Here is a 16,296-nt window from a genome sequence, read left to right as displayed (position 1 = left end):
GACTGTTGTCGTCGCCTCTTCAATCCGGCAGCGGCCGGGCGTCTCGATTGGACGCGTGAGCCCGGCCGCTGTCCATCTACCGCTGTGAGGCAGTGATGGAGAGCCAAGAGTATCGGGCTGGTGGCGGTCGGTCACCGGTTGTTGCGGGTTGTCGGGTTCGGCATGTGAATGGGCACGCGGATTTGCCGGAGGGAACGGTGGTGGCGCTTCCTCCGGCGACGGAGCCGCTTGCGGTGGTGCGGCCGGAATCGGCCGGGCAGTCGCCGTACCTGTGCGCGGTCGGGCATTTCGTGGTGGCCGAACCGGCCGTGCTGGCACGGCAGTTGTGGCGGGTGGATCACCTTGGGCGGGAGTCGGAGGCGGTGGTGCTTCCCGTCGGGGTGGAGCGCCTGTCGCTTGCCGAGCGGGGTGTTTCGGTGCGGGTGGCGGGATGAACCTCCGTTATGAGTGGTCGGAACTTCCGCTTCGGGTACGGGAGTTCGTTGCCTCGGTGGTCGGTTCGGTCGGGTCGGTGGTGCCGGTGGTGGGTCCGTATACGAGTTCGTTCGCGGCGATGGTGGTCACTGGGGCGGGGGATGCGGTGTTCGTGAAGGTGGCGGAGGAGGCCACTGCGCCGTTGTCGGCTCGGGCGCAGACCAGTGAGGTTGCGGCGAGTGCGGTGGTCGGGGTCTTGTCGCCTCGGTTGCTCGGGCACGGGTGCGTGGACGGGTGGCGGGTGCTCGTGTTCGAGCATGTCGAGGGGCGGCCCGTTCAGTTGCGTCTGGGGTCGCAGGATCTGGCGCAGGTGGTGGGTGTCGTGGATCGGATCGGGCGGATTCGGCCCGGGCGCGGTGCGGGGTTGCCGACGTTGGTGGGGCGGTTGCGGGAGCACGTTGCGCAGGGGCGTGGCGGGCCGTTGTGTGGGGATCGGTTGCTGCACACGGATCTGACGTCGGCGAACATGATCCGTCGGGCGGACGGGTGGGTGTCCGTGGTGGATTGGGGTCGGGTGGCGGTGGGGGCGCGGTGGGCGGAGGTCGCCTTCCTCGGGTCGCATCTGGTGGGTGCGGGGCACGAGTTGGGTGAGGTGCGACGGTGGATGTGGCGGTTTCCCGAGTGGCGGCGGACCCCGCATTCGGCTCGGCGGGCGTTGGCGGAGGCGGTGGTGGGGCATACGGCGGGAGAGGCGACCTGGTGGCTCGACCTGGCCGATGCCCCGGTCCGATGCGGCGAGGTGGGGCGATGAGCGGGTGCATTCCCGACGAGGAGGAGGAAGTCCCCTGTGATGTGGGGGACTTCGTGTGGACCTTCCACCCCGACGGCGACCAGATCGGGTCGGGACACGTAGTGGATGTGGACGTGCCGGGAGGCACGGTCACGGTGGAGGACCGCGACGGGCGGCGGCGGTCGTTTCCGTTCGGCCTGGTCGAAGCGCCGCCGGTGCGGCGCGACCGATAGAGCCACCCACTGCGACCCGTGTTGGTCGCGGGGGCGGCGGGGGTGATGCCTTGAGGCGCGTCGCCGGTCACGCCGACCGATGAGGACGCCCCATGCGCGGCAAGGGAGTTGGCGCGTCCGGCCGTATCGGTGACGGGCGCCGCGCGGGGATGGGGCTCGACCTTCGACGGCGAACCCATCCCCGCGCGCCCTCTTCAGACCAGAAAGGACACCCACCAGCGATGACATACCAATTCGGGTGGACGCGCGGTGCTTCGCCAGGCGCGTCGGCCGTGGACCGCTTCCAGGACGAGCGACTGAGCCTGCTCGTTCGGGAGTGGGTCGACGGGGCGGACGTCGAAACGCCTCCGCCTCCGCCTCCTGCACCTGCACCGAGCCCGAGCTTCCGCCGGCACCGACTGTGGGGGTTGTCGGTGTGGTTGCGCGTGTTGCGGCGGGGGCGATGGCGTGCGCGATGAGTACCCGGCACCCGTCGCCGACCGCGTCCGACGGGTGCCGTTCTCACCTCGGAGGACGGCGTGTCTTCGCAGCTAGCCTGACTCCATGACGCAACAGGTGAGCACGGTGGTGCTGATGTGTGGTCTTCCGGGATCGGGCAAGACCACGTACGCGATGGGGCTGGTGCGAAGCGGTTTCAAGCGGCTCTCGATCGACGAGGTGGTCTGGCAACGACTCGGACGGCGCGATGCCGGCCTGGTGCTGGAGGCGAAGGCGTTCGATCGGCTCAAGGAGGAGGTCCGCCGCGAGCAGCGGCAGGAACTGGTCAAGCTGATGCTTGCCGGGCGCGACGTAGTGGTGGACTACAGCTTCTGGAGTCGCGCCGCCCGCGACGACTACAAGGCGTTGATCGAAAGCCACGGCTGCCGCTGGGAATTGGTCCACCTCAGGGCCGATCGAACGATGTTGGAGCGTCGCCTCGAGATACGGAACGGCGAGGTGGGCGCCAACTCCGTCACCGTGGACGCGAAGCTGCTCAACCGCTACCTGGCCAACTTCGAGGAACCGAACGGAGAGGGTGAGCAAGTCTTCGTACAGCCCTCGACTTGACGACCTGAAGCTGCTCGACGGGGAGGGGACGCCCGCCCCCGGGGACACCCGACCCCTTGGGGTCCAGGCGGGCCAGGCCGATCTCGTTGAAGCGGTGGATCGCTCCCACCACCAAAACGACGAACCTGCCCGGGCGCGGCGCTAGCCTCCGGATCGTGAACGAGAACGTGTACGTGGGCAGCGCGGGCAAGGATGCGGCACTGGACCGGGGATGGCTCCTCGGACACTTCAAGAACGCCGACGATCCCCGCCACAGCGAAGCTGTCGAGATCAAATGGGGTGTCCATCCGCGTGGCGACGAACGAAGGGAATGGGTGAGAGGCGAGGAGCGAACGACTTTTCTGCTGCTCGTCAGCGGTCGCTTCCGCATCGAACTCCCGGGCCGCAGTGTTCTCCTGGAACAGCAGGGTGATTACGTCGTCTGGGGCCGCGGAGTCGACCACTCCTGGTTCGCGGAGGAGGAGTCGGTGGTGGTGGCGGTCCGCTGGCCATCCGTACCCGGCTATGCCGTGGCACAGCAGGATCCGGCACAGTCACAGGGTTGACCGCTCATGTGTGGGGTCGAGGCCACTCGTAGATGGCTGCGGCCGGCGCACCCACCTCTGCCGGTCCGCGCGCCGGACGGTGGGTGCGCCCCCAGGCCACGAACACGACGCGAGCGGACCGGCAGTGGCCGCTGGATCAATTGGCGGTGTCGGGCGCTTCGTTGCAGCCGTCGTCCGGGTGGTTTCCCGTGACCGTGTCGCGGTCCAGCGTCAGATGAGCGCCGATGTAGTTGAGGGAGATGGCGCCACATGCCTCGCCTGCGGTATTGCCGATGACGGTGCTGGTGGTGAGGGTGGCGTGGTAGGACCCCGACCGGATCTGTTTCCTGTAGTACCCGTGAACGGAAACGCCACCGCCCGTGCTGCTGGCGAAATTGCCGGCGATCGTGGCCGAGGTGACGTTGAACGACCCGTTGTACGAGTGCTTGTAGATTCGGTAGAAAATGCCGCCCCCGTCGTCTGTGCTCCGGTTGCCGGTGATTGTCGTACCGGTGACCGTCAGATCGCTGCGTTCGGTCCTGATTCCACCACCGTCCGCCCCGGGGGCGTTGTCGGGGTCGCGACCGGTGGCGTTGCCGGTGATTGTGCCGCCGGTGATGGTCAGGTTCGCAGTGGTTTCGATACCGCCTCCTTCGCCGGCAGACCCCTTGGACCCCGGGTACTTGTCGCCGGGGCCGCCTGCTCCGCCGTCGCCGGAGAAGTTGAAGCACACGGTGGTGTCCTCAAGCACCGCTGTGTCCGACGTCAGCTTGAGTCCGCCGCCTTCGCCACCGATGCCGCCCCCGCTGCCGTACCCGAAGAGGCCTCCCTTGAGCGCACCGCCCGCGCCGCCGGTCCCCCCGGCGTTGCCGCAGATCACGCTGTGCCGGGCGGTGACCCGGGAGGCGTCGCGCGCGGCGATGCCACCGCCGGCCCCGCCCCGGCCGGCGGAGTGGTAGGCGGGCTCGATGGCGTCCGCCCCTCGTCCTCCTACTCCGCCCCGGTTGCCGCCGACCGCGGTGCGCACCAGGGTCAGCGTGCCGGCGTCGATGGTGATGCCGCCGCCGTCCCCGCCTGGGCCCCCACCGGGATATCCCGACTGTGGCTGCGCTCCGCCGGCGCCGGCGGTGTTGCCGACGATGCGGGCGTCGGTGGCGGTCAGTGCACCGCCCGGTCCGATGTATATGCCGCCCCCGGAACCGCCCGCCTCGCGCGGTGCGCCCGCGCCCGCCGTGTTGCCCGCCACCACGACCCGGGTCAGGGTCAGCGCGCCGGTCGCCAGGATGCCGCCGCCGTTGCCGCCGGGTTCGGCTCGGCCGCCCGTGACGGTCAGGTCGGAGAGGGCCACCGCCGCACCCTCGTCGCGCAGGATGCGGAAGTCCGGGGCATCGGCGGCGCGGGTGAGGATGGCGCCGCGGCCGTTGATCGTCGTGGCGGCGGTAAGCGCCGGCAGCGGGGTGGTGAGCCGGTACGTGCAGCCCCCGGCCAGGGTCAAGGTGCTGCCGGGATGGGAGTTGGCCGTACTGATTGCCTCGCTCAGCCGCGCCTGATCGCACGTCACCGAGACGTCTGTCGAGACGGCTGTGGACGGGTCGAGGGGTACTGCCGCCGCCGGTACGGCCAGTACGCCGGCGGCGGTCGCGGCGAGGAGGGTGGACACCGATTTCGCTTTCACACGGACCTCCTGGGTCATGTGTGCATCGGTAGTAATCGGTGGTGCTTTTGGCACGACCGATCCTGCCGGCGCACCCGACCCTCGCCTATGCGGATTCGGGTCACCGCGACCGTGGGCGATGGCGCGATGTCATCGGGTCACCGCAATAGGCCGATCGTCGCCGCTATAGGCCCGCCGTTACCGCAACAGGCCGATCGCCACCGCAACAGGCCGATCAAGACCGGGACTTGCCCGACCCGCCCCCCACTACACCCCCGCTACGCCCCTCAACGCCCCCCACGATCCCGACCCGGCCCGACCCGCCCCTCCCCCGATGCCCGACCGGCCCCCGACCCCCGGTGCGCCGGCATCAGGTTGATCGCCCCCAGCATGGCCAGGACCCCGACCGCCGCCGCGCCCCCCGCGATCAACGAGGTGTCGCGGTAGCGCGGAATGCTGAGCAGGAAGCCGCCGGTGCACAGCAGCGCGCCGATCATCACCACCATCGCCACGATGCCCGGCTCCCGACCCCGCCCGCGCAGCAACATCGTCAGGCCGGCGAAGGCGACGAACGCGCCCAGTGCGGTGATCGCCCAGAGCACCTGCTGTAGATCCATGGCGTCCGGCTACCCAACCCCGATCCGGCCCGAGCGCCGATCGTGGGAAATGGCACCGAATGGGTCAAGTCTTCGGGGCGGCTTCCGGGTGCGGTCTTGGCGGGGCTTTGTGTAACAGCTAGATTCACTCTTGACGCGACTGAATGGTTTCATACAGAAGAGCAACAGAGGCAGAAAGGGCGCCGCCATGTCGGACCACACCGCAGGACCGCGCGAGGTTCGCGCACCGCGCGGCAGCACGCTGAACACCCGGGGCTGGCAGCAGGAAGGCGCCCTGCGGATGTTGATGAACAACCTCGATCCCGAGGTCGCCGAACATCCGGACAAGCTGGTCGTCTACGGCGGCACCGGCAAGGCCGCCCGCGACTGGCGCTCCTTCGAGGCGATCACCCGTACCCTCACCACGCTCAAGCAGGACGAGACGCTGCTCGTGCAGTCCGGTCGGCCGGTCGGCGTGATGCAGACCCACGAGTGGGCCCCGCGCGTCCTGATCGCCAACTCCAACCTGGTGCCCGACTGGGCCAACTGGGAGGAGTTCCGCCGGCTCGAAGCCGCCGGGCTGACCATGTACGGCCAGATGACCGCCGGTTCGTGGATCTACATCGGCACCCAGGGCATCCTCCAGGGCACCTACGAGACCTTCGCCGCAGTCGCCGCGAAGCGCTTCGGCGGCACCCTCGCAGGCACCATCACGCTCACCGCCGGCCTCGGTGGCATGGGCGGCGCCCAGCCGCTGGCCGTCACGATGAATGGCGGCGTGGTGATCTGTATCGACTGCGACCCCTCGCGGATCGACCGCCGGATCGAGCACGGCTACTGCGACACCCGCGTCGAGACGCTGGACGCCGCGCTGCAACTCGCCGTCGAGGCGCGCGACGCCCGCCGCCCGCTGTCCATCGGCCTGCTCGGGAACGCCGCCGAACTGGTCCCGCAGCTGCTCGCGATGGACGCCCCGATCGACATCGTCACCGACCAGACCTCGGCCCACGACCCGCTCGCCTATCTGCCGATCGGCGTCGCGTTCGAGGACATGGCCGAGTACGCGCGCACGAAGCCCGCCGAGTTCACCGACCGCGCCCGCGAATCGATGGCCCGGCACGTCGAGGCCATGGTCGGCTTCCTGGACAAGGGTGCCGAGGTCTTCGACTACGGCAACTCGATTCGCGGCGAGGCGCAACTGGCGGGCTACACCCGCGCGTTCGACTTCCCCGGCTTTGTCCCGGCGTACATCCGCCCGCTGTTCTGCGAGGGCAAGGGCCCGTTCCGCTGGGCCGCGCTCTCCGGCGACGAACGCGACATCGCCAAGACCGACAAGGCCGTGCTCGACCTGTTCCCGGAGAACGAGTCGCTGGCCCGCTGGATCAAGCTGGCCCAGGAGAAGGTGCACTTCCAGGGTCTGCCGGCGCGGATCTGCTGGCTGGGCTACGGCGAGCGCGACCGGGCCGGCGAGCGGTTCAACGACATGGTCGCCTCCGGCGAGCTGGCCGCGCCGATCGTGATCGGCCGCGACCACCTGGACTGCGGCTCGGTGGCCAGCCCGTACCGGGAGACCGAGGGCATGCTCGACGGCTCGGACGCGATCGCCGACTGGCCGCTGCTGAACGCGATGGTCAACGTGGCCTCCGGCGCCTCGTGGGTGTCCATCCACCACGGCGGCGGCGTCGGCATCGGCCGCTCGATCCACGCCGGTCAGGTCACCGTCGCGGACGGCACGCCGCTGGCCGGCGAGAAGATCCGCCGGGTACTGACCAACGACCCGGGCATGGGCGTGATCCGGCACGTGGACGCGGGCTACGACCTGGCCGGGGACGTCGCGGACGAGCGTGGTGTCCGGGTGCCGATGCGGGAAGGCGACGCGTGAGCACCGGCTTCGAGGCGATGTGGCGCGACCTGCTTCCGGTGGGTCGCGCCGCGACCGGCGGCTACCGGCGCTACGCCTGGACCGGGGCCGACGCCGAATGCCGGGCCTGGTTTCGCGAACAGGCGGAGCAGCGCGGGCTGTTGTACGAGGAGGACCGCAACGGCAACCAGTGGGCCTGGACCTCGCCCGGCGCCGACGCGATCGTGATCGGTAGCCATCTGGACTCGGTGCCCGACGGCGGCGCCTACGACGGACCGCTGGGCGTGGTCTCCTCGTTCGCCGCACTCGACCTGCTGCGCGAACGTGGCGTACATCCGGCCCGCCCGCTGGGCATCGTCAACTTCGGCGACGAGGAGGGCGCCCGGTTCAACGTCGCCTGCGTCGGATCCCGGTTGTCCGCCGGGGTGTTGACGCCGGATCAGGCCCGCGCCCTGGTGGACGCCGACGGGATCGCGCTCGGCGACGCGATGGAGCGGGCCGGGTTCGACCCGGCCGGCATCGGCGCCGATCCCGAACGCCTGGCCCGAATCGGCGCGTTCGTCGAACTGCACGTCGAGCAGGGCCGCGACCTGGTGCACCGGGACCGCGCGGTGGGCGTGGCCTCGGCGATCTGGCCGCACGGCCGCTGGCGGTTCGACTTCCGGGGCGAGGCCAACCACGCCGGCACCACCCGGCTGGTGGATCGGCGCGACCCGATGTTGACGTACGCCAACACCGTGCTGGCGGCCCGCAAGAAGGCCCAACTCGCCGGTGCCCTGGCCACGTTCGGCAAGGTTGACGCACAGCCCGGCGCGGCCAACGCGATCGCCGCCGAGGTGCGCGGCTGGCTCGACTCGCGTGCCGCCGACGAACGCACCCTGGACGAGGTGGTCGCCGACATCATCCGGGCCGCCACCGAGCGCGGCGACCGGGACGGGGTCTGCGTGCAGATCACCCGCGAGTCGTACACCCCGATCGTCGAGTTCGCCGGCCCGCTGCGCGATCGGCTCGCCAAGCAGCTCGGCGGCGCGCCGATCCTGCCCACCGGCGCCGGGCACGATGCGGGCATCCTGTCCGCCCACGTGCCCACCGCGATGTTGTTCGTCCGCAACCCCACCGGCGTGTCGCACTCGCCGGCCGAGCGGGCCGAGCTGGTGGACTGTCTCGCGGGCGTCGACGCGCTGGCCGACGTGGTGACCGACCTGATCGGCGATTCGACGAGCGAGGACCTCGGGTGAGCGAGTATTGGTGTGAGCTGGTGCGGACCCGCACCGGGATCGAGCGCGACGTGGTGCTCTCGATCGTCGGCGACCGGATCGAGTCGGTCACCCCCGACCGCCCGGTGCCCGCCGGCGCCACGGTGTTGCCCGGGTTCACCCTGCCCGGCCTGGCCAACGCACACTCGCACGCCTTCCATCGTGCGCTGCGCGGACGCACCCAGACCGGCACCGGCACCTTCTGGACCTGGCGCGACCAGATGTACCAGGCCGCCGGCCGGCTCGACCCGGACACCTATCTGGCGCTGGCCCGGGCGGTGTACGCGGAGATGGCGCTTGCCGGGATCACCTCCGTCGGCGAGTTCCACTACCTGCACCACGGCCCGAACGGCACGCCGTACGCCGACCCCAACGCGATGGGCCACGCGCTGATCGAGGCGGCCCGCCAGGCCGGCGTCCGGCTCACCCTGCTGGACACGTGCTATCTGCACGGCGGCCTGACCGCCGACGGCTACCAACCCCTGGAGGGTGTGCAACGCCGCTTCGGCGACGGGAGTTCGGACGCCTGGTACGAGCGCTGGAGCGCGCTGCGCGGCGACGACAACACCCGGATCGGCGCGGCGGTGCACTCGGTCCGGGCATTCGCCGCCAAGGACGACTACGCGACCTGGGCCACCCGTACCGAGGGTGTCCCGGTGCATGTACACCTGTCCGAGCAGCCCGCCGAGAACGCGGCCTGCCTGGCGCATCACGGGCTTACCCCCACCGGGCTGCTGGACGCGCACGGATTCTGGAGCCCGCACGCAACGGCGGTACACGCCACCCACCTCACCGACGCGGACATCGCCGTGCTGGCCCGGACCGGCGCCGGCGTCTGCTTCTGCCCGACCACCGAACGCGACCTCGCCGACGGCATCGGCCCGGCCGGCGAACTGGCCGGGTCCGGCGTGCCGTTGTCGCTGGGCAGCGACAGTCAGGCGGTGATCGACCTGTTCGAGGAGGCCCGCGCGGTCGAACTCGACGAGCGGTTGCGCACCGGGCGGCGCGGCCACTTCACCTCGGCCGCGCTGCTCGCGTTCGCCACGGTCACCGGGCATCGTGCGCTCGGTTGGCCGGACGCGGGGCGCATCGAACCGGGTGCGCTCGCCGACCTGACCACGATCGGCCTGGACTCGGTCCGGCTCGCGGGCACCGTCCCACGACTGGCCACCGAGGCGGCCGTGTTCGCGGCGACCGCGAGCGACGTCACGCACGTCATGGTCGGCGGGCGATCGATCGTCCGGGACGGCGTACACCAGCTGGTGGAGGCGGTGCCGCAGGCGCTGACCACCGCGATTCATGGGCTGTTCGGCTGATCGACCCACCGCCATGCCGGCCGATCCGCCCCCGGGTCGGCCGGCCCCCATTCGCACCGGAAGGGACCACTCGCGCGTGGCCACCACCCTGATCACCAACATCGGCTCGCTGGTCACCAACGACCCCGACCTCGGCGCCGGCCCGCTCGGCCTGCTCACGGACGCGGCCCTCGTGCTCGACGGCGACCGCATCGGGTGGGTGGGCCCCGCCGCGAACGCCCCGGACGCGGACACCCGCCACGACGCCGAGCAGCACGCGGTACATCCGGGCTTCGTCGACTCGCACGCCCATCTGGTCTTCGCCGGGGACCGGACCGCCGAGTTCGACGCGCGGATGTCCGGGCAGCCCTACGCGGCCGGCGGCATCCGGACCACGGTCGCCGCGACCCGGGCCGCGAGCGACGACCAACTGGCCGCGAACGCCGGGCGGCTGGTCGCCGAGGCGGCCCGGCAGGGCACCACCACGATCGAGATCAAGTCCGGCTACGGCCTCACCGTCGCCGACGAGGAACGTGCGTTGCGGATCGCCGCCGCGTTCACCACCGAGACCACCTACCTGGGCGCGCACATCGTCGCGCCGGAATACGCCGAGGACCCGGCCGGCTACGTCGACCTGGTCACCGGCCCGATGCTGGACGCCTGTGCGCCGCACGCCCGTTGGGTGGACGTGTTCTGCGAGCGCGGCGCGTTCGACGGCGACCAGGCGCGGGCGATCCTGGCGGCGGGCATGGCCAAGGGCCTGACCCCGCGCGTGCACGCCAACCAGCTCGGCCACGGACCGGGTGTGCAACTCGCCGTCGAACTCGGCGCCGCCTCGGCCGACCACTGCACACACCTCACCGACGCCGACGTGGACGCGCTGGCGGCCGGCGACACGGTCGCCACACTGCTCCCGGGCGCCGAGTTCTCCACCCGCGCGGTCTACCCCGACGCCCGCCGGCTGTTCGCCGCCGGGGTCGAGATCGCGCTGTCCACCGACTGCAACCCCGGCTCCAGCTACACCACGTCGATGCCGTTCTGCATCGCGATCGCGGTCCGCGAGATGGGCATGACGCCCGATCAGGCGCTGTACGCGGCGACGGCGGGTGGTGCCCGTGCGCTGCGTCGCACGGATGTGGGGGTGTTGCGTCCGGGCGCCCGCGCCGACGTGGTCGAGTTGGCCGCGCCCTCGCACGTCCACCTGGCCTACCGGCCCGGCGTACCGCTGGTGCACAGCGTGTGGCGGGCGGGGGTAAGGGTCTGACCGGGGGCGATGCGCCGACAGACCGTTCGAAATCGCGGCGCCCACGTTACGGACCCCCTCTGTCGCGACGCCTCGCGCTCGTGGATACTCCCCGGTAACTCTCTCAACCAGAAGCGTGGCCGGGACCCCGGTGGTGGGGCCCGGACATGCGCAGACGGAAGGAGCGCCGCCCATGGGCCGCCTCGCACAGACCGACGGACTCACCGAAGTCCAGCGGGAGATCCTGGCAACCGTCCGCACCTTCGTGGACAAGGAGATCATCCCGGTCGCCACCGAGCTGGAGCACCGGGACGAGTATCCGGCGGAGATCGTCGAGGGCATGAAGGCCATGGGCCTGTTCGGCCTGATGATCCCGGAGGAGTACGGCGGCCTCGGCGAGTCGCTGCTGACCTACGCACTGGTGGTCGAGGAGATCGCGCGCGGCTGGATGAGCGTGTCCGGGATCATCAACACACACTTCATCGTCGCGTACATGATCAAGCAGCACGGCACCGACGAGCAGAAGGCGTACTACCTGCCGAAGATGGCCGAGGGCGAGATCCGCGGCGCGTTCTCGATGTCCGAGCCGCACTGCGGATCGGACGTCTCGGCGATCCGTACCAAGGCGGTGCCGGACGGCGAGTTCTACGTACTCAACGGCCAGAAGATGTGGCTGACCAACGGCGGTACGGCCAACCTGGTCGCGGTGCTCACCAAGACCGAGCTGGGCGAGGAGTCGGTCTACCGGAACATGACCACGTTCCTCGTGGACAAGGAGTCCGGCTTCGGCGAGACCCGGCCGGGGCTGACCATCCCCGGCAAGATCGACAAGATGGGCTACAAGGGCGTCGACACCACCGAGATGGTGCTCGACAACTGTCGGGTGCCGGCCGATCGTATTCTGGGCGGGGTGCCCGGCAAGGGCTTCTACCAGATGATGGACGGCGTCGAGGTCGGCCGGGTGAACGTGGCCGCGCGCGGCTGCGGGGTCGCGCAGCGCGCGTTCGAGCTGGGCATTCGGTACGCGCAGCAGCGGGAGACCTTCGGCAAGCCGCTGACCGGCCACCAGGCGATCCAGTTCAAGCTCGCCGAGATGGCCACCAAGGTCGAGGCCGCGCACGCGATGATGGTGAACGCGGCCCGCAAGAAGGACGCGGGCGAGCGCAACGACCTCGAGGCGGGGATGGCCAAGTACCTGGCCTCCGAGTACTGCAAGGAGGTCGTCGAGGACGCGTTCCGGATCCACGGCGGGTATGGCTTCTCGAAGGAGTTCGAGATCGAGCGGCTCTACCGCGAGGCGCCGATGTTGCTGATCGGCGAGGGCACGGCCGAGATCCAGAAGATGATCATCGGGCGGCGGTTGTTGGAGGACTACAAGCTGCGCGGCTGACGGCCGGGGGCGGTGCACTCCGTCCGATGGCTCGGATGGCGGGGCGGGGGCGGGGTGCACGGGCGTTGGCCGGCGGTCGGGGCACGCCGCCAAGTGGGTTTGGTATGGGTCCGGTTGGCGGTAATGGTCGCGTCGTTGCCGGTTCGGGCCTCGGGTGCGACCGATGATGGCGAAATCTGCCACCGCCAGTGATCGGGGAGCCCACCATGGCTGCGAAACGCCCGGTGCCGGTCCCGCCCGGCGAGTTCGTCCGGATCGACGGGACCGCGCTGCATGTGGTCCGCGAGGGCACCGGCCCGGTGCTGATCGCCACCAGCGGACTCGCCGGCGCGTGGTTCGACTGGGACCCGGTGGTGCCGCTGCTCACCCCGCACTGCACGGTGGTCCGTTTCGACCGCCCGGGACTCGGCTTCTCCCAGCCGGATCCGCGACCGCCGACGCTGGCCCGCGAGGCGGACCGGATCGCCGGGCTCGCCGACGCACTCGCGCTGCCCGGGCCGTATGTACTGCTCGCCCACTCGCTCGGCGCGTTCCACGTCGAGGGCTTCGCCCGGATGTATCCCGAGCGCACCGCGGGCCTGGTCCTGGTGGACCCGAGCAACGAGGAGAAGCCGCGCCCGCGCCCGGCCCGGCGGGCTCGGGTGCGGGCCGCCCGGATCGGCGGGGGCGCGATGCGGGTCAGCGGCCTGGCCCACGCGATCGGCCCGGCGGCGCGGCGTTCGATCCTGTTCACCCAGTCGCGCCGGCACCGCGATATCGCGGATACGCGGTGGGTGCGCGGTGCGTATGGATCGGGCCGCTTCTTCGCCACCGCGCTGACCGAGAACACCACGTACTTCGACGTGGCCGCCGAACTGGTCGAGTTGCGCCGGGACGCACCGCTGCCGGATGTACCGCTGCGGGTATTGGCGGCGGCCGGTGGCTACGAGAGCCTGGCCGCGCGGGCCCGCTGGGTACGCGCGCTGCGCACGTTGGCGAATCTGTCCCCGCAGGGGCGGTGCGAGGTACTGGACGACTCGGCGCACTACGTGATGCTGGATCGACCGGACGCGGTGTCGGACGCGGTACGTGAGGTCCTGTCGGATTAGTCACGTGTTGTCGCGAATAGCACCGGGTACAGGTGCCGGGTTGAACAACCCCCCGGTCCACCACCCGGCAGCAGCGAGGCGAGGCATCAACATGTTCGGTCAGCAAAACGTTCCCCCGGGCGCCGGCGCGTCCGGCCCCGACCTGGCGAACACCGGCACGGTCATCGCGTCGTACGCGAACTACGCGGGCGCCCAGCGCGCGGTCGACTACCTGTCCGACAACGAGTTCCCGGTGCAGAACAGCGCGATCGTCGGCGCCGACCTGCGGATGGTGGAGAGCGTGCTGGGCCGGCTCACCGCGAGCAAGGCGGCGGCGTCCGGCGCGGCCAGCGGAGCCTGGTTCGGGCTGATGATCGGGTTGTTCCTGGGCATCTTCGCGGTCCGCGCGCACGGTTGGTTGTGGCTGGTGCTGATGGGGCTGATCTGGGGCACCGCGGCGGGCGCGTTGTTCGGCTGGCTGGGCTACCGGGCGATGGGCGGGCAGCGCGACTTCGTCTCCACGAGTCAGATCGTCGCGTCCCGCTACGACGTGATGGTGCGCCCGGACCTGGCCGAACGGGCGCGGAACCTGGTGGGACGACTCGATCTGTAGCGCTTCTTCGGGCTGTGGCGCTTCCTCGGGCTGTAGCGCTTCTTCGGGCCGTAGCACTTCTTCGGGCTGTAGCGCTTCTTCGGGAGCGCGGTCGGGGCGGGCGGTCGGGTGGGCTACAACCAGCCGTTACGCCGGAAGCCCCGGTGCATCAGCGTGCAGACGAGCAGGGTCACCGACATCGTCATCGGGTAGCCGTACCGCCACTTCAACTCCGGCATGTACTCGAAGTTCATCCCGTACACCCCGGCGATCATCGTGGGTACGGCGAAGATCGCCACCCAGGCCGAGATCTTGCGCATGTCCTCGTTCTGCGCGACGGTCACCTGCGCGAGGTTGGCCTGCAGGATCGAGGTCAGCAACTCGTCGAACGAGGCCACCTGTTCGCTCACCCGGGACAGGTGGTCCTCGACGTCGCGGAAATACTCGCGGATGTCGGGGTGCACCTGGCGCATCGGCCGCTCGGCGAGCTGGTGCAGCGGGCGGGCGAGCGGGGCGACCGCACGCTTGAGTTCGAGCAGTTCGCGCTTGAGCTGGTAGATCCGGCCCGCGTCGCCGGCCCCGCCGCCGCCGAACACGTCGTTCTCGACCTGGTCGATGTCGTCCTGGATGAGCTGCGCGACGTCGAGGTAGGTGTCCACCACCCGGTCCGCCACCGCGTGCAGCACCGCCGACGGCCCGGCGGCGAGCAGTTCGCCGCCGTCCTCCAGCCGACAGCGCAGCTCGCCGAGCGCGCCGTGCCGGCCGTGCCGCACGGTGACCACGAAGTCGTTGCCGAGGAAGACCATGATCTCGCCGGTCTCGACGATCTCGCTGGTGGCGGACAACTGTTCGTGCTCGACGTAGGTGACCGTCTTGAACACCGCGAACAGGGTGTCGTCGTAGCGCTCCAGCTTGGGTCGCTGATGCGCGTGTACCGCGTCCTCGACGGCGAGCGGGTGCAGGCCGAATCGCTCGGCGATACCCGACAGTTCGAGCGCGCTGGGCTCGTGCAGGCCGATCCAGACGAAGCCGCCGCCGGCGCGCACCTCGTGGATCGCCGAGTCGGGGTTCGCGTAGCCGTCCAGGCGCCGACCGTCCCGATACACCGCGCAGTCCACCACACAGTTCCCGGTCGGCGCGGGCGTGTGCGCCGGCAGCGGGGCGCGGCGGTGCGGGCGGACGGCGGCGCGGAGGTCGCGGATCATCGACATGACGGGCTCCTGGACTGACCGGCGCGTGCCGTCGTCGAGGCACCGCGGCGGGCAGGCCGTGATGCGTCGCTCGGGTCGACACGGGCAAGCGGAACGAATCACCGAAAGAACGGCAAAGGATCCTGATCCTGACGCCCCGTCACGGAGGACATTCGGAGCACGAGGACCGGGCCGATCGACGGCGGTCGGAACTCGCGGAAGGTCTCGGAATCCCTCAGAAAGGGCGGGGCGTGCGACTGGATCGGGGAAGATCGGGTGAGCCGCCGGTACTGCACGGTGTGCTGGTATGCACCACGATCACCTCCCACTGCCGGTCCCCGCTGGGGGAAGGCTCCCGCGCGTCGACCGGGTGGGTCGGGGCGAGAACGAGTCCGTCATCCCAAAGGCGCGCGCGAGATGTCCACATCCGGCGGGCCGACTAGGCAGAGTACACCAGAGTGGCGGTGCCAATGGCCGGTACGCCAACGGCTCCTGACGGCGAATTAGCATGCGGGCATGTTCGACTTCACGCCGGGACCCGAGCCCGTCGACCCCACCCCGCAGGTCGAGGCGCACCTGACGGCGACCTTCGGCGACCCGACCGGGCGGGCCGGCGTCACCTTCGTCGGCACGGACCGGATCGAGGTACTGCGTTTCGGCCCGGACGCCGACGGCGTGGTCCGCTACGCGACGCTGGGCATGTCCCGGGCGCCGATGGCCGACCCGGCGGCACTGCTGGCCGACCCGATCGCGGGGCCGCGGGGGGAGTTGGTGCTGTCGGTGCGGGGTGGGCACGACTCGGTATTGCGGCCCCTGGCGGTATTGGCGTCGACGCCGCAGGTGGAGGGCCTGGTGATCGCTCCCGGTGCCTCCCTCGATTTGGGCGGGCCGCTGTGGGAGGGCGGCGCGTTTCATGCGGTTCTGGTCGCCGAGCCGGGGGGCCTGTTGGCCGATCTGCCGCTGCCGGCCCCCGCCGACCCGGTCCGCTTCTTCCCGCTGCTCCCGATGACCCCGGCCGAGGCGGCGTGGAAGCGGGCCCAGGGCGCGGAGGCCCTCCAGGAGAAATGGCTGAAACACGGCACCGACCTGAGGGACCCGAACCGGCGCGCGGTGTTGCTGGGCTGAGGGATCGACCTCGGCGGCG

Annotated in this window: 16 protein-coding genes; 13 read left to right on the top strand and 3 right to left on the bottom strand. The window is 70.6% G+C overall.

The window, feature by feature from the left end:
* Positions 1–200: 200 nt before the first annotated feature.
* The 5 genes from ABIA38_RS30140 to ABIA38_RS30120 all read left to right on the top strand — a co-directional run bounded on the left by ABIA38_RS30140 (position 201) and on the right by ABIA38_RS30120 (position 3,029).
* Entirely contained in the window at positions 201–434 is a 234-nt protein-coding gene (locus tag ABIA38_RS30140) for a hypothetical protein (protein WP_424642026.1), read from the top strand.
* Positions 431–1,225: a phosphotransferase gene (locus ABIA38_RS30135; RefSeq protein WP_424642025.1), complete on the top strand. Its 795-nt coding sequence runs from the start codon at positions 431–433 to the stop codon at positions 1,223–1,225. The genes ABIA38_RS30140 and ABIA38_RS30135 overlap by 4 nt, the downstream gene beginning before the upstream one ends.
* Positions 1,222–1,437 (top strand): hypothetical protein, encoded by a 216-nt coding sequence (locus ABIA38_RS30130; protein ID WP_424642024.1) that lies wholly within the window; start codon positions 1,222–1,224, stop codon positions 1,435–1,437. Before ABIA38_RS30135 ends, ABIA38_RS30130 begins: the two co-directional genes overlap by 4 nt.
* 543 nt (positions 1,438–1,980) lie before the next feature.
* Positions 1,981–2,484 carry an AAA family ATPase gene (locus tag ABIA38_RS30125; RefSeq protein ID WP_424642023.1) on the top strand — a complete coding sequence of 168 codons (504 nt, stop codon included), beginning with the start codon at positions 1,981–1,983 and terminating at the stop codon, positions 2,482–2,484.
* Between the two features lie 155 nt (positions 2,485–2,639).
* Positions 2,640–3,029 (top strand): signal peptidase I, encoded by a 390-nt coding sequence (locus tag ABIA38_RS30120; protein WP_424642022.1) that lies wholly within the window; start codon positions 2,640–2,642, stop codon positions 3,027–3,029.
* Positions 3,030–3,165: 136 nt separating this feature from the next.
* On the opposite strand, the gene ABIA38_RS30115 is transcribed toward ABIA38_RS30120, so the two are convergent.
* Entirely contained in the window at positions 3,166–4,683 is a 1,518-nt protein-coding gene (locus ABIA38_RS30115) for a hypothetical protein (RefSeq protein WP_424642021.1), read from the bottom strand.
* A gap of 266 nt (positions 4,684–4,949) precedes the next feature.
* Positions 4,950–5,279, bottom strand: coding sequence for a hypothetical protein (locus ABIA38_RS30110; RefSeq protein WP_424642020.1), 330 nt, complete (start codon positions 5,277–5,279; stop codon positions 4,950–4,952).
* 187 nt (positions 5,280–5,466) lie between these two features.
* Between ABIA38_RS30110 and hutU the strand changes: the two genes are divergently transcribed.
* The 7 genes from hutU (at position 5,467) to ABIA38_RS30075 (ending at position 13,983) form a co-directional block, all read left to right on the top strand.
* Entirely contained in the window at positions 5,467–7,140 is a 1,674-nt protein-coding gene (gene hutU, locus ABIA38_RS30105) for a urocanate hydratase (protein ID WP_424642019.1), read from the top strand.
* 17 nt (positions 7,141–7,157) lie between these two features.
* Positions 7,158–8,357, top strand: a complete 1,200-nt coding sequence (locus ABIA38_RS30100; RefSeq protein ID WP_424642138.1) for an allantoate amidohydrolase — start codon at positions 7,158–7,160, stop codon at positions 8,355–8,357.
* Entirely contained in the window at positions 8,354–9,691 is a 1,338-nt protein-coding gene (locus ABIA38_RS30095) for a formimidoylglutamate deiminase (protein ID WP_424642018.1), read from the top strand. Before ABIA38_RS30100 ends, ABIA38_RS30095 begins: the two co-directional genes overlap by 4 nt.
* Positions 9,692–9,767: 76 nt before the next feature.
* Positions 9,768–10,934, top strand: a complete 1,167-nt coding sequence (hutI, locus tag ABIA38_RS30090) for an imidazolonepropionase (RefSeq protein WP_424642017.1) — start codon at positions 9,768–9,770, stop codon at positions 10,932–10,934.
* Positions 10,935–11,106: 172 nt separating this feature from the next.
* Positions 11,107–12,303, top strand: a complete 1,197-nt coding sequence (locus ABIA38_RS30085; RefSeq protein WP_424642016.1) for an acyl-CoA dehydrogenase family protein — start codon at positions 11,107–11,109, stop codon at positions 12,301–12,303.
* A gap of 206 nt (positions 12,304–12,509) precedes the next feature.
* A complete protein-coding gene (locus ABIA38_RS30080; protein ID WP_424642015.1) occupies positions 12,510–13,391 on the top strand; it encodes an alpha/beta fold hydrolase in 882 nt (293 codons plus the stop codon).
* A gap of 91 nt (positions 13,392–13,482) precedes the next feature.
* On the top strand, positions 13,483–13,983 hold the full coding sequence (locus tag ABIA38_RS30075) for a general stress protein (RefSeq protein WP_424642014.1): 501 nt from the start codon (positions 13,483–13,485) through the stop codon (positions 13,981–13,983).
* A gap of 113 nt (positions 13,984–14,096) precedes the next feature.
* On the opposite strand, the gene corA is transcribed toward ABIA38_RS30075, so the two are convergent.
* Positions 14,097–15,173 (bottom strand): magnesium/cobalt transporter CorA, encoded by a 1,077-nt coding sequence (corA, locus tag ABIA38_RS30070; protein WP_424642013.1) that lies wholly within the window; start codon positions 15,171–15,173, stop codon positions 14,097–14,099.
* Positions 15,174–15,668: 495 nt separating this feature from the next.
* Here corA and ABIA38_RS30065 point away from each other — a divergent pair, with 495 nt between their 5' ends.
* The gene (locus ABIA38_RS30065) at positions 15,669–16,277 is read left to right on the top strand and encodes a suppressor of fused domain protein (RefSeq protein ID WP_424642012.1); all 609 of its coding nucleotides are present in this window, start codon (positions 15,669–15,671) and stop codon (positions 16,275–16,277) included.
* The last annotated feature ends 19 nt before the right edge of the window (positions 16,278–16,296 follow it).

It is taken from the genome of Embleya sp. AB8, assembly GCF_049739465.1.
In the GTDB taxonomy this organism is placed as follows: Bacteria; Actinomycetota; Actinomycetes; order Streptomycetales; family Streptomycetaceae; genus Embleya.
This window is presented reverse-complemented; position numbering and strand designations above follow the sequence as displayed.

Excerpts from the sequence above, each read along its gene's own strand:
- ABIA38_RS30135 (WP_424642025.1), top strand. The coding sequence starts at position 431 with ATGAACCTCCGTTATGAGTGGTCGGAACTTCCGCTTCGGGTACGGGAG.
- ABIA38_RS30130 (WP_424642024.1), top strand. The coding sequence starts at position 1,222 with ATGAGCGGGTGCATTCCCGACGAGGAGGAGGAAGTCCCCTGTGATGTG.
- ABIA38_RS30125 (WP_424642023.1), top strand. The coding sequence starts at position 1,981 with ATGACGCAACAGGTGAGCACGGTGGTGCTGATGTGTGGTCTTCCGGGA.
- ABIA38_RS30110 (WP_424642020.1), bottom strand. The coding sequence starts at position 5,279 with ATGGATCTACAGCAGGTGCTCTGGGCGATCACCGCACTGGGCGCGTTC.
- hutU (WP_424642019.1), top strand. The coding sequence starts at position 5,467 with ATGTCGGACCACACCGCAGGACCGCGCGAGGTTCGCGCACCGCGCGGC.
- ABIA38_RS30100 (WP_424642138.1), top strand. The coding sequence starts at position 7,158 with ATGTGGCGCGACCTGCTTCCGGTGGGTCGCGCCGCGACCGGCGGCTAC.
- ABIA38_RS30085 (WP_424642016.1), top strand. The coding sequence starts at position 11,107 with ATGGGCCGCCTCGCACAGACCGACGGACTCACCGAAGTCCAGCGGGAG.
- ABIA38_RS30080 (WP_424642015.1), top strand. The coding sequence starts at position 12,510 with ATGGCTGCGAAACGCCCGGTGCCGGTCCCGCCCGGCGAGTTCGTCCGG.
- ABIA38_RS30075 (WP_424642014.1), top strand. The coding sequence starts at position 13,483 with ATGTTCGGTCAGCAAAACGTTCCCCCGGGCGCCGGCGCGTCCGGCCCC.
- corA (WP_424642013.1), bottom strand. The coding sequence starts at position 15,173 with ATGTCGATGATCCGCGACCTCCGCGCCGCCGTCCGCCCGCACCGCCGC.
- ABIA38_RS30065 (WP_424642012.1), top strand. The coding sequence starts at position 15,669 with ATGTTCGACTTCACGCCGGGACCCGAGCCCGTCGACCCCACCCCGCAG.